At 40.9% G+C, this 13,656-nt stretch carries 12 protein-coding genes; 5 read left to right on the forward strand and 7 right to left on the reverse strand.

From position 1 onward, the window contains the following. Positions 1–521 precede the first annotated feature (521 nt). Entirely contained in the window at positions 522–824 is a 303-nt protein-coding gene (locus tag H5158_RS12255; RefSeq protein WP_310736220.1) for a hypothetical protein, read from the reverse strand. A 420-nt stretch (positions 825–1,244) separates the two neighbouring features. On the opposite strand from H5158_RS12255, the gene gloA reads away from it, so the two are divergent. After that, a complete protein-coding gene (gloA, locus tag H5158_RS12260) occupies positions 1,245–1,772 on the forward strand; it encodes a lactoylglutathione lyase (RefSeq protein ID WP_182718867.1) in 528 nt (175 codons plus the stop codon). Positions 1,773–1,845: 73 nt separating this feature from the next. Here the strand turns inward: gloA and htpX are convergent, their stop codons facing one another. The 5 genes from htpX to bioB form a co-directional block, all read right to left on the reverse strand. Beyond that, a complete protein-coding gene (gene htpX / locus H5158_RS12265) occupies positions 1,846–2,709 on the reverse strand; it encodes a protease HtpX (RefSeq protein WP_064666216.1) in 864 nt (287 codons plus the stop codon). Positions 2,710–2,848: 139 nt separating this feature from the next. After that, the gene (bioD, locus tag H5158_RS12270; RefSeq protein ID WP_064666215.1) at positions 2,849–3,532 is read right to left on the reverse strand and encodes a dethiobiotin synthase; all 684 of its coding nucleotides are present in this window, start codon (positions 3,530–3,532) and stop codon (positions 2,849–2,851) included. A gap of 18 nt (positions 3,533–3,550) precedes the next feature. Continuing rightward, positions 3,551–4,369, reverse strand: a complete 819-nt coding sequence (locus H5158_RS12275; protein ID WP_182718868.1) for a methyltransferase domain-containing protein — start codon at positions 4,367–4,369, stop codon at positions 3,551–3,553. Then, on the reverse strand, positions 4,366–5,520 hold the full coding sequence (locus H5158_RS12280) for an 8-amino-7-oxononanoate synthase (RefSeq protein ID WP_182718869.1): 1,155 nt from the start codon (positions 5,518–5,520) through the stop codon (positions 4,366–4,368). Before H5158_RS12280 ends, H5158_RS12275 begins: the two co-directional genes overlap by 4 nt. 55 nt (positions 5,521–5,575) lie before the next feature. Further along, positions 5,576–6,616, reverse strand: a complete 1,041-nt coding sequence (gene bioB, locus H5158_RS12285; protein WP_182718870.1) for a biotin synthase BioB — start codon at positions 6,614–6,616, stop codon at positions 5,576–5,578. A gap of 95 nt (positions 6,617–6,711) precedes the next feature. On the opposite strand from bioB, the gene bioA reads away from it, so the two are divergent. Further along, positions 6,712–8,001: an adenosylmethionine--8-amino-7-oxononanoate transaminase gene (gene bioA, locus H5158_RS12290; RefSeq protein WP_182718871.1), complete on the forward strand. Its 1,290-nt coding sequence runs from the start codon at positions 6,712–6,714 to the stop codon at positions 7,999–8,001. Between the two features lie 54 nt (positions 8,002–8,055). Here the strand turns inward: bioA and H5158_RS12295 are convergent, their stop codons facing one another. Next, the gene (locus H5158_RS12295) at positions 8,056–8,490 is read right to left on the reverse strand and encodes an AAA family ATPase (protein ID WP_145233300.1); all 435 of its coding nucleotides are present in this window, start codon (positions 8,488–8,490) and stop codon (positions 8,056–8,058) included. Positions 8,491–8,777: 287 nt separating this feature from the next. Here H5158_RS12295 and asnS point away from each other — a divergent pair, with 287 nt between their 5' ends. From asnS to H5158_RS12310, 3 genes are all read left to right on the forward strand, one after another. Beyond that, the gene (gene asnS / locus H5158_RS12300; protein WP_182718872.1) at positions 8,778–10,175 is read left to right on the forward strand and encodes an asparagine--tRNA ligase; all 1,398 of its coding nucleotides are present in this window, start codon (positions 8,778–8,780) and stop codon (positions 10,173–10,175) included. Positions 10,176–10,344: 169 nt separating this feature from the next. Continuing rightward, positions 10,345–11,886 carry a methyl-accepting chemotaxis protein gene (locus H5158_RS12305; protein WP_182718873.1) on the forward strand — a complete coding sequence of 514 codons (1,542 nt, stop codon included), beginning with the start codon at positions 10,345–10,347 and terminating at the stop codon, positions 11,884–11,886. Between the two features lie 356 nt (positions 11,887–12,242). Then, positions 12,243–13,061 carry a HEPN domain-containing protein gene (locus H5158_RS12310; protein WP_182718874.1) on the forward strand — a complete coding sequence of 273 codons (819 nt, stop codon included), beginning with the start codon at positions 12,243–12,245 and terminating at the stop codon, positions 13,059–13,061. The last annotated feature ends 595 nt before the right edge of the window (positions 13,062–13,656 follow it).

A 13,656-nucleotide genomic window follows, 5' to 3' on the forward strand; every position in this document is an offset into this window, starting at 1 on the left:
AGGTGTATAGCCAAATTTAAAGTGAGTTTAAAAAGTAACAACACTTGGTTTTTTGAATAAAAAGATCAAGAAAACACAGCTGCCTGCTTGACCGGAACTTTCTAATGGGTGACCCCATTTGGTTTTTTTAGATCACTATCAAAAACCTCAGTATATAGACTGTTCAATATCTGCTCTTCTGAGAAAAGCAAATTTAAGGAAACCTGAAACTCCCTTGCCTTCCCTTCTATGAGTCTGGTTACATCGTTGTATACCGGAGCATAATCTTCTAGAACCATCCGACGCATTATCGCTCGATGGACGGAGCTGTTTGCATTCTTCGCCCTTTCCTTTCTAGCACCAATAGTTTGCCTGTACCCGACCACAAATAGTATTAACGATACAAGTATTCCGAGTCCTGTCTGTAAGTAACCATCCATCGGCTAGATTCCTATATTATTCGTAACGCCCCAAGCAGGGGATTTTATGAGTATTTTTCAGCGAGTAAAATTCCCGCTGACTTGGTTTGTTATACATCCGCCTTACAACCTCTTTTGCCAACGAGTTGGGTAAACCCCTTTGAATACAATATTCATGAATTCATCTTTACTAATAAGTTCTTTCTTGAGTTTAAAGCCATAATAAATAGCGCCTGATACTAGACAAAATATATACAGCGAGACTGCCAAAGCCAATATACACAAAGCGAATGCGGCCGACATTAAACCACCACTATAGCTACGAATAGGCACATCAGCCTCAATACCTAAGCTGGAAGCTATTACAAAGAACAAGTTGTACGCAATGATAATTCCTAAGGTGCAACCAACAGAACCTACTTTCACAGTCTGCGAATAAAAATAAGGCTTTAACTTCCTCTGACTATTTATAGCTCGGATTAAAATGTGACGTACCTCAAGGATGTATAACAACTTTATCTACGACATCTGTCGCTTTATAAAACCGACAAATGTCTATATATTACATTGCATTTATCTTAGCCCTCAAATAAACATCTGTAAACAACTAGTTAGCTTCGGCTCATACTTCATAAATGCAGAAATACCCCAAAATGGTGGAGATCAGTAATATTAGATAAAACACCAACACTGTACAAATAAACAGTATCGCTAAATATGCCATTTTTTTGCTTATAAAACATTCAGCTCACTGGCTGGTAATTTAGCTCGGTGGTTTTAATTTTTGCTGCTGTTGATTATGATGAGCGCACACCCTGCCTTTTTAAATCCATTAAGGATTATTTCATGTCTAGCTATAACGAATCTCCAGAGCAAATTACACAGGCCACTGAGGGCTATGTGATGCAGCAAACTATGTTGCGTATTAAAGATCCAAAACCGTCGCTGGCATTTTATGAAAACGTATTGGGCATGAAGTTGTTAGGTAAGTACGACTTTCCTGGTATGGAGTTTACCTTGTACTTTTTAGGCTATGAGCAAGATATGCCTAAAGGCGATGATAAACAAAAAACCCAGTGGGTGTTTCGCCGCCCTGCACTGATTGAGCTTACCCATAACTGGGGTACTGAAAACGACGACAGCTTTAGCGGTTATCACAGTGGTAATGAAGAACCAAAAGGCTTTGGCCATATTGGTATTAGCGTGCCAGATGTATATGCAGCGTGCGAACGCTTTGCTAAATACGATGTGGAGTTTGTAAAACAGCCAGATGGCGGCTCAATGAAAGGCCTTGCCTTTATTAAAGACCCAGACGGTTACTGGATTGAAATACTCTCGCCAGAGGGCATTACTGACATTATTCAATCGCAATAAAAAACATTAAACATAAAAAAGCCTGCAAATGCAGGCTTTTTGTTTACAAGTACTGTGAAAAACTTGAATTTTTTTAACGACGTAGTGCGTCTATTCGTGCGTCAAGCGGTGGGTGAGATGAAAACAACTCAGCCATGCCTTTACCACTGGCAATACCAAAGGCCATCATTGAGCCTTCTAATTGCGATGGGTGGTTTTGCTTTAATCGCTCAAGGGCTGAACGCATTTTATCTGCGCCTACCAACTGAGCTGCGCCGTTATCGGCTGCAAATTCACGTTTTCGGCTGTAATGGGCAACCACTATGCTTGCCAATACACCAAATAATACTTGGAATAACATATCGAATAAGAAGTAAGTCCAGCTGCTGCCGCCCTCTTCTTCATCGCTATTGATAAAGTTATCTACAATGCCAGCCAGCACTTTCGCGGCAAAAATAACAAAAGTATTAACCACACCTTGAATAAGCGTTAGCGTTACCATGTCGCCATTAGCAACATGCGATACTTCGTGCGCCAGTACGGCTTCTGCTTGATCTTGGCTCATGTTATGTAATAAACCCGTACTTACCGCCACCAACGAATTATTTTTACTTGGGCCGGTTGCAAAGGCGTTCATTTCTGGGCTGTCGTAAATCGCCACTTCTGGCATGTTAATGCCGGCTTTTTTAGCTTGAGCAGCCACAGTGTTTACCAGCCATTGTTCGGTTTCGGTACGAGGTTGGGTGATCACTTGCGCACCGGTTGATTTTTTTGCGATCCATTTCGACATAAATAACGAAATAAACGATCCACCAAAACCAAATACAGTCGCAATTAGTAAAATTCCGCCAAGGCTACGATGGCTTAAGCCCAGCGCACTCATTATGATTGAAAGCACCACACCTAATACCAACATAACCGCGAGGTTAGTTAATAAAAACAAAAATACACGTTTCATACGAGTTCTCCAAAAATAACATTTATTGCTGAGCGATTTACTATGTTTGATCGGCATTGAGCAATCACTGCGTTATGACACACTATGTCATAACGTCAGCGCTATTCTGTGACAAACTATGTCACAACACAAGGGTTATTTATGGATTTATTGATAATTTTTCAAGCAGGGTTTTATAAATTTGTAATTTAGGGGTTTGCTCTGTGTATGGGCTAATGGCAAGCAGTGGAAATGGTAAACGTGTTTTCAGTGAATCTAGGTTTGCTTGGTATTCATCCATAGTGGCATCAACTTGGTTAGCAATCCAGCCAATGCAATTAACACCCATACTTTGCATATGTGCTGCCGTGAGTAATGCATGATTTATACAGCCTAGTTTCATCCCGACCACTAATATTACTGGCAGTTGCTCTGCTTTTACCCAGTCGTATAAATACTCGTTATTATTAATAGGTAAAGCCCAACCACCCGCGCCTTCTGTTAACAGGTAATCTGCGCCTTGTTGCTTAACATGTTGATAAGCCATGCTCAGCTTTTCTACTGTTATGTTTATACCCGCTTGCTCTGCAGCTATGTGGGGAGCTATTGGCGGCGCAAATGCAAATGGGTTAATTATGTCGTATTTAGCGCTGACTGTGGCACTTTCCATTAGCATTAGCGCATCGGCGTTTACGAGCTGCTCAAACGCCATTTCACACCCAGAGGCAATCGGCTTAAAACCTATTGCGCGCTTTTTATGTTGTGCGAGTAACTTTAGCAGCAAACTGGTTACATGAGTTTTACCGGCGTCGGTATCGGTACCGGTAATAAAAAACTGGTTCATGGCATGGCCTTATTATTTTTACTGGGCTTTTTCTAATGATAACAATACTACATGGTAAGATACATGGGCTTTATTGTTTACAAGCGGATAGGCATCACAGACTTTTTTTAGTGCTGATTTAGTTAATAAACCACGACGACTTGTTGCATGATTTTGTGTGGTGGCACCAATGGCTTTAATCGATTTTATAGCCGCTAATGCACTGCTGTGTTGATCGGTATAAATGACTTTTTTTGAGGTATTGATCTTAAACCCTGCCTTTTCGACCGATTGGTTTATATTATTATGGCTTGCAAACTGATTAATATGATTATGTGAATCAAGCGCTGCAAAGGCGGTTTTTATCTCGTTTAATGACCCTGCAACAACCGTACAAATGTAAGCTTGCCCGCCTGGTTTTAATGCTTGGTAAAGCGAGTGCATTAAGGTTTCAAAATTAGCAGACCACTGCAGCGCAAAATTACTAAATAGCACATCAATACTATTAGCTTGCAGCGGTAAGTTATCCATATCGGCGCACAGTTTAGGGGTGTTTAAGGCACTGCTTTTTAGCATGTTAAAACTTAAATCTATGGCAACAACTTGGCCAAATAATGCCCTTAAAGCCTGAGTATTAACAAGCGGCCCTGCGCCTAGGTCAACACAGAGCTTTTTAGGGTTTGCACTAATGAGTTTAAATAAATCATTCGCCGCTTGTTTTTGCACATTAGCATGCAGGCTGTAACTGTTTGCTGCTTTTGAAAAGTTATGTGCTGTGGTTTTTTTTAAAGCCTGAGTAGCTAAATACACTGTAGTGGGGCTAAGTGGCTTAGTTTTAATTGCCTGCGGGCTTATCATGAAATGACCTTTTGTAAACTACCAACGAGTTGTTTTATATCGTCATGGGTGTGGGCTGCACTTAAGGTAATACGCAAACGCGAGGTATTGTGTAAAACAGTTGGCGGGCGAATAGCCGTTAGCCAAATGCCCTGCTGCTTTAGTTGCTCACTGGCTTTTAACGTTTGCTCAGCGCAGCCTAAAACAATCGGTTGAATCGCGGTGTTTGATTCCATTAACGCAATGTGCTGCTCTTTAGCTAGGCGTTTAAACAGCGCAATATTAGCATTTAATTTGGCTCGCCTGTCGTTGGCGTCTCTTATGCTGTTAATACGTGCCAAAGTATGAGCGGCAATAAACGGTGACATAGCGGTTGAGTAGGTATAATCACGATTAAACTGCAGCATGTAATCTATAAAATGCTGCGAACCTAATACGCACGCCCCACTACTCGCAACCGCTTTACCAAAGGTGATCACTAAAATATCGGGCAAGGTGTCGGCTGCAATTAAGGCTTCACAACTGCCAAGCCCCGATTTTCCTAAAACACCAAAACCATGGGCGTCGTCTATCATTAACCAGGCGTTATGCTGCTTTGCTAAGGTAAATAGCGCTTTAATTGGCGCGGTATCACCATCCATTGAGAACACACCTTCAGACACGATGAGCTTATTGCGCGCTTTTGATTTTTCTAGCCGTGAGCGTAAATGGTTTATATCGTTATGGTTAAAGCGTACTAACGCGGCGTTAGCGTGTAATGCGCCATCAATTAAACTGGCATGATTGAGTTTATCTTGAAAAATCGCACTGTGTTGCGCTGTCGCTTTATCTTGAAACAAGGCTTTAATAACACTGCTATTTGCGCTAAAGCCCGAATTAAACAACATGCCTGCCTCATAACCCAAAGCACTACATAAAGCTTGCTCAAGCGCTTGCTGTGGTTGTTGATAACCCGTTACTAATGCTGAGCTGTGGCTACCTAGTAATGGCGCGCTGGTTAACTCCACCGGCGAATCGCCAAACCCTAAATAATCGTTACTCGCAAAGTTAAGGTAGGTTTTATCATTAACCGTAATAGTACGCGCCGTTGCGCTTTGTACTACATAGCGTTTACGCAAGAGCTGCTGCGCTTTGCGTTCATCTAAATGGGTGTTTATAAATTCAAATGACATAAATGCTTTAACCTTCAACGCGATACTTTAAACCATTACCATAGTACTGAGCACTTTACGCTTCGTAAAACAATTCTGCGGTTGCTTTATCGGCCACTTGCGATGACAAAGACGCAGCAACGGCTTCATCAGAATAGTCTTCGGCTGTTTCAGGGTTCATCCCGAGCTTTTTAATTAATTGCATGTCGGCATCGGCTTCTGGATTTTCTGTTGTTAATAGTTTATCGCCATAAAATATAGAGTTTGCGCCTGCAAAAAAGCACATTGATTGCATTTGCTCATTCATCGCATTACGTCCTGCTGATAAACGTACATAACTGTGTGGCATCATAATACGTGCTGTGGCAATGGTACGAATAAACTCAAACTGATCTAAGTCATCAACATTTTCAAGCGGTGTCCCTTTTACCTTTACTAGCATATTAATTGGCACGCTTTCGGGCTGCTGGGGTAAATTAGCTAACTGCATTAATAACCCATAACGATCGCTTGCCTGCTCCCCCATACCCACAATACCGCCCGAGCAGACTTTCATACCAGCGTCTCGTACATTACCTATAGTATCAAGACGGTCTTGAAAGGTGCGAGTTGATATAATTTGCTCATAGTACTCAGGTGAGGTGTCGAGGTTGTGGTTATAGTAATCAAGCCCTGCACTGCGCAGTTCATGGGCTTTTTCGTTATTTAACATGCCTAAAGTCATACAGGTTTCAAGGCCAAGGGCTTTTACTTCTTTTACCATTTGCGAAATGTATGGCATGTCTCTGTCTTTTGGATCTGACCATGCGGCCCCCATACAAAAACGAGTGGCGCCTTTTTGTTTTGCTAACCGCGCTTGCTCTACCACTTTTTCTACTTCTAGCAGGCGTTCGCGCTCTAAATCAGTTTTATAATGCCCCGATTGCGGGCAATATTTACAGTCTTCTGGGCAAGCACCGGTTTTAATAGATAACAACGTAGAAATTTGTACTTCGTTTGGATTAAAATTAGCGCGATGAACAGAGGCGGCTTTAAACAATAAATCGTTAAATGGCATTTCAAATAAGGCTTTCACCTCACTGTGGGTCCAATCGTGTCGAACTGTTGCAAGCTCCATAATACTCTCTTTTATTTTTTGATCTTGGTGTTATTGGCTTAGAATACGTATTGCCGTACCATTGTCAACGAAGCTCACTTAGTTAAAGTTTACATATGAACATAAAACAAACAATAGACCTTGATTTTGATCGTCAGCACATTTGGCACCCCTACACATCAATGACTCAACCTATTCCGGTTTACCCCGTTACGCATGCAAATCACAATATTATTCACTTAGAAACGGGGGAGCAACTTATTGACGGTATGGCCTCATGGTGGAGTGCTATTCACGGCTATAATCATCCGGTTTTAAATGAAGCGATGCACGCCCAAATAAATAAAATGAGCCATGTAATGTTTGGTGGCATAACCCACCAGCCAGCAGTAGAGCTCTGTAAAAAGCTGGTTGCAATAACCCCGAGTAAGTTGCAAAAAGTATTTTTAGCCGACAGCGGCTCGGTAAGTGTTGAAGTGGCGATAAAAATGGCTTTGCAATATTGGCTTAGTCAAGGAGTAACCAGCAAACAAAAACTGATGACGCCTTATAAAGGCTATCATGGCGATACCTTCGCTGCGATGAGCGTATGTGATCCTATTAATTCTATGCACTCTTTATATCAAGGCTTTTTACCTGAGCATGTATTTGTGCCTGCACCAAAGACTCAGTTTGGACAACAGTTCGATAAACAAGAAGCACACCACCTTGCACAGTATTTCGAAGAACATCATCAGCATGTTGCAGCTTTTATCATCGAGCCAATTGTACAAAATGCAGGGGGAATGAACTTCTATCATCCTGAGTATTTAAGAACCGTGCGTGAACTATGCGATCGTTACGGTGTATTATTAATTTGTGATGAAATAGCCACAGGGTTTGGCCGCACAGGTAAGCTATTTGCCGTAGAACATGCTGATATTGAGCCAGATATTTTATGCATAGGTAAAGCACTCACAGGTGGCATGATGACGTTATCTGCAACATTAACCACAGATAAAATTGCCATTGGTATCAGCGAAGGTGAAGCTGGGGTATTAATGCATGGCCCAACATTTATGGGCAATCCATTGGCCTGCGCAGTGGCTTGTGCGAGTATTGATTTATTACTTGAGCAAGACTGGCAAGCACAAATAGCCCACCTAAACGATGCGCTGCAAGCATTACACCGTTGTAATGATCTTGAGCATGTTGTTGATGTAAGAACGTTAGGAGCAATTGGTGTGGTTGAACTCGATACTGTTATCGATGTAGCAAAGATACAAGCTTTCTTTGTTAGTAAAAATGTATGGATCCGCCCTTTTGGTAAGCTTATCTATTTAATGCCACCGTATATTAGTTGTTCAGGCGATATCACCACATTAGCTAACGCCATTTACGCCGCAATTGCCGGAAAACATTATTAGCATATCATCAAGACCCCAAATAATTACCCAACCTAATCGTAATTTGGGTAATTATTACCACTCAAACATATAAGCCATTTTGCTGATCATTTTCAGTGGAATGTTATGGCTATTACGTTTGGCGTACAGGTGTTGCATTGATTTGTCTTTTACTTCACCCACAATCACTTCTTTAACTTGGTAGCCTAGTGCAACAGCGGCTTGGCTATAAGCAATAAATTCCCATTTCTTGATGTTAGTATTATCAACAATAATAAGTGGGATTTCTTGCGCTAACGCATTTATAAAACGAGCTAAATTTAAATTGTGGTATTGCGACAGTTTGAACTTATCAAACTGATACTCCCCTTGCTCATTATAAAAATAATCATCGGTCGAACAAATTAAGTATTGGCTTTGATCGCCCGCTACCATTTCATCGGCTAGGTTTTGCGCATAATAAGACTTACCACACCCTGGTAAACCACGTAAAATAAAGACTTGTTTCATAATACCTATATGTTTAGCAAGTTAGTTTAAATATCGTAATTGCATATAATGCCACAAAACCCGTTTTTATCGCAGTGAAAATCGCCTTTAAATTTTGATCTAAGTTGTTTCTTATCACAAAAAATTAAAGTTCTAGGTTTTAAACGACAAAAAACCACAAAAATGCAAAAGAATAAGCAAAGAGTTACTTTTGAATGTTTTTTTATTTTACATTCAAAGGTAAGATACACCGTTCAAGTGCAATAGCGCACATATTAATGTAGGCAACTTATATCATTGGAGTGAAGATGAGCCACTTAGCGATTTCAGAGCTATTAAAAGGCAAGGTTGCGGTAGACAGCCAAGTAACAATTAAAGGCTGGATCCGTACACGCCGCGATTCAAAAGCAGGAATTTCATTTTTAGCCGTTCATGACGGTTCGTGTTTTGATCCTATTCAAGCGGTAGTACCTAATTCACTAAATAATTATGATGAAGTTACTAGCCTAACAGCCGGTTGCTCTGTGTCAGTTACTGGTGTTTTAGTACAATCAGCAGGCCAAGGTCAATCTTTCGAAATTCAAGCAAATAGCGTACAGGTACTTGGTTGGGTAGAAAACCCAGACTCATACCCAATGTCGGCAAAACGCCACAGCATTGAGTATTTACGTGAGCACGCTCACCTTCGCCCACGTACCAATATGATTGGTGCGGTAACACGTGTACGTAACTGTTTAGCGCAAGCTATTCACCGTTTCTACCATGAGCAAGGTTATTACTGGATCAGCACCCCTATCATCACCGCAAGTGACTGTGAAGGTGCAGGCGAAATGTTCCGCGTATCAACGCTTGATATGCAAAACTTGCCACGTACAGATAAAGGCGATGTTGATTACAGCGAAGACTTCTTCGGTAAAGAAGCATTCCTTACTGTATCAGGTCAGTTAAATGGTGAGACTTACGCCTCAGCGATGTCAAAAATTTATACTTTTGGCCCGACTTTCCGTGCAGAGAATTCAAATACTTCTCGCCACTTGGCAGAGTTTTGGATGGTCGAGCCAGAAGTTGCGTTTGCTGATTTAGAAGATATCGCCAAACTTGCTGAAAACATGCTTAAGTATGTGTTCAAAGCGGTGCTTGAAGAACGTCGTGATGATATGGAGTTTTTTGCTCAACGTGTTGAGAAAACAGCTATCACGCGCCTAGAAGAATTTGTTGAGAAAGATTTTGCACAAGTTGATTACACTGATGCAGTAGAAATTCTTAAAAGCTGTGGTAAGAAATTTGAATACGCCGTTGAATGGGGTGTTGACTTACAATCTGAGCACGAGCGTTACTTAGCAGAAGAGCACTTTAAAGCACCAGTGGTTATTAAAAACTACCCACGTGATATTAAAGCATTCTACATGCGCCAAAATGAAGACGGCAAAACCGTTGCTGCAATGGACGTTGTAGCACCAGGTATTGGCGAGATCATTGGTGGTTCACAGCGTGAAGAACGTCTTGATGTACTTGATGCACGTTTAGAAGAAATGGGCTTAAACAAAGAAGACTACAGCTGGTATCGCGACCTACGTAAATACGGTTCAGTACCACACTCTGGTTTTGGCTTAGGTTTCGAACGTTTAGTTGCCTATGTAACTGGTATGGGCAACGTACGTGACGTTATTGCCTTCCCACGTACCAAAGGCAGTGCAACTTACTAAAATGAGTTGATGCTCATTACTGCAATAGATTACTGCAAAAGCCAACCTTAGGGTTGGCTTTTTTGTTTGCTAAGTCAATCAGTCGACTTCCCTATTAGACCTTTTATTAATTGATTTTCTGTGCTTTATATTTAAGACTGAAAATTACAACTCAACAAAGGTCAATGGAATGAATTTAAAATCGCTATGCTATACACTCTTCGCTGTCAGTATTGGTTTTCTATATTACTTCGAGCAACTATCGATAGTCGCGGCGCTAATCATTGCAATTTTTACTGCTCTATTCGCTTTTACAGCCAAGTTAACTGACAAAAAACCAAACCCTGCGTCAGACATTAATAAACAGCCCCAACTCAGCAATGTTGCTCAAAACATCACAGTGGCAACCTCTCAAAATGCAATTGGTGCAGCAGAAGTCGGATTCTATGTAGATAGCCTAACTAAAGAGATTGATGGTTGTTACAGTGAAAGCGAATCGGTTAGCGCTGCAACACAGGCGTTATCCCATAACAGTAGTGAACTCACTAATAGTATCACCATCGTAAATGCAGCAATGTTGCAAACATCTCAGGCATCAACATCAGCAGAGCAACGCTTGCAAATAGCCACACAACAAATTGATTCGTTGTCTAACTCAATTACTAACGTCGCAAGTAAGTTAGATTTATTGTTAAAAAGTGCAACTGATATTCAAAGCATTACCCAAGTTATTCAAACCATTGCTGAGCAAACTAATTTACTGGCATTAAATGCCGCCATAGAAGCAGCACGAGCGGGTGAACAAGGCAGAGGCTTTGCTGTAGTTGCCGATGAAGTACGTAATCTTGCCAATAAAACCAATCAAGCCACTAAACAAATTGCACAGATGCTAACTGAGATCAATACTAATAGCGTGCAAACAAATGATGATATGAAACAGGTTTCTTTACAAAGTGATGAAGTGAAAACCGAACTCGAAAATGTTACCCAAGCATTTTTAACAATAAATCATGATATTACAGACTCATCATCAACCTTAGAAAACATGCAGCAAGCAGTATCTGCTTTTCAACAAGCAACCACACAAATAAATACCTCTGTATCAAGTATCAGCCACTTGCTAGCTGAAATAGCAACCAAAGGTAACTCAATTTCATCACAAGCAGCTATGTTATCGATAGGATCTGAAACCATCTTTAGAGAGCTCAGTAAAGTTGAACACAATGCCTTTTTTAAGCCTATACTCAATGCCGCAACAACGGCAAGCAATGCAATCGCGGTAAAATTTAATGAGTTGCTAGAAACGAAGCAATTAACTGAAAAGCAGTTGTTCTCACAAGAATATCAAGCAATTAAAAATACTAACCCCACAAAATATACAACACCATACGATACTTTAACCGATAAAATTTTACCGCCAATTCAAGAGCCTACCCTTGAAAATGACAAAATTCTTTTTGCTGGTGCCGTAGACAAAAAAGGTTACTTCCCTACCCACAATAAGCGCTACAGCCAGCCATTAACTGGCAATTACCAACAAGATTTAGTGAATAACCGCACTAAACGTATTTTCAACGATGCCACCGGCAGCCGCTGTGGTAGCCACACTGAGAGCTTTTTATTGCAAACCTATAAACGTGATACCGGTGAAATTTTACATGACCTATCAGTACCCATTTATGTAAATGGCAAACACTGGGGCGGTTTTAGAATTGGTTTTAAAAGTAGCTAAAAAGAAGCTGTAAGCCGTCAGCTGTAAGCGATAAGTATTAAAAACAGCGTTAAACGTATCATCGTAGGTTGTGGTTGAGAGCAACGAAACCCAACCTTAAAAATATTAAAGCTGAATAACAGCTTTGAGCAATTACCGGTCATTGAGATTGGCTAAATATAATAGTTAATTGATTGGTCAAACTGCTCTTTGTGTATATATTCATGATAATGAGCGACGCGCGCATATTGCTCTATTAAACTTCAGTTTAAAGCTTTAAAAAACTTAGTGGTAGTAATGCTTTAGGTTATTTGTTAAAACTATATTAAGTAGATAAATGAGCGTTCAGTCGGCAAAAGGCAAGGATTCGGGATTTGATGAATGAGAGAAAATTGAGCTACATATACAGTTTCAAGTGTAAAGACGATCTTGAACACTTCGAAAAGTTGCCAGAAACGATGCAGGCTGATATAGAAAAATACATTGTTAAAGTCATCACCGATTCTTTCGTTAAACCCGCCGATGAGGACTACGTAACTGCTCGATTTTTAGCGCAAAAAGGTATGTATCGTGCGTTCTTCTGGGCTGCGTCTCAAGCGCTCGAAAAATACTTAAAGGCTTTTCTCCTTATGAGGGGAATCGCTGTTAATGAAAAGCGGTTCCGTGGCCATCCCATTGTTGCCCTGCACCAAGAAGCCTGCTCAGTAGATAAGCAACTCTCAAGCGTTAAAACGAAACCTAATGAAGCAGTCAAGATTCATTCAGCTGTTTCTGAGTCAGTTGATATTTTCTCAGTATCAGATTTCATCAGTAATATTGAAGCTTATGGACATCCTGATAATCGTTATAACTCTTTCGGCGTCAATTTTAATTCTGGCTACTTGTTTGCGCTAGACAGCTATGTTTTCGGATTAAGGCAGTTGATTGGTGTGCCTTCGATACAAGAAAGCCTCAGAAAGATGGATCAAAGCCTTATTGAGGCATTTTACGAATACAACCCATGGTTTGAATCGACGAACATAGATTTCGTAGAAATCCCCAATGAAAATTTCATTATAAGTACCTCTATGGCAGTTACGACCTTGGATTTCCTCATTGGGACACATGCTCCACATGGGTCAAGATTCGTGCTTCAATGGCTTGGGAAAAAAATGAAATTACCTACGAAGGTGAGTCAGCATTTGAAGAAAGCTTAATAGGCTAGATGCGAGAAACGCCTAATCGGATAGCCGGAGGCCTCCAGCCCCTACACCACCCACCATGCGCTTTTCAATGGGCGGTTCATCTCCCGTAATGAATATTGATCCAAATATCTCTCAATGACACTAAACCTTGTAAAGTTAAGTAGTTATTGCCTAGCGCAATGTTAATTCCTTTTTTTGAGCTTCGACAAGGGCTTTCGCTTCCAAGCGCCTACTTTTGGTACTGGTGATACCACATGCTATGGCGAGTCGCTCACTAACACCCAATTTCATTAAACTGCGTACTTTGGGGCTATTCCTTTGGAAAGAGCGCCATTGCCGCCAGTAGCACATTATTACCCTACAGCGGCCGTTAGATCACATGACTTCGCTATTTTGTATTAGCTCGTCTTCCGCCTATGCCTCATATGATGTTTTTGTTCATCAGCTCGCACTTACTTTTATAAAGAATGCTAGCGGCTTCCTTCAGACTATCTCTCGCGATTTAGCCCTTGCCATTCGCGAGTGTCTATCGTTTAATAACAGTGTGCTATTTAAACGGTGATCTTCCTACAGAGGACTTTCACCTCATAAGTCAATGCCCATGCCG

The organism is Pseudoalteromonas sp. SR45-6 (assembly GCF_014163545.1).
Taxonomy (GTDB): Bacteria; Pseudomonadota; Gammaproteobacteria; order Enterobacterales; family Alteromonadaceae; genus Pseudoalteromonas; species Pseudoalteromonas rhizosphaerae.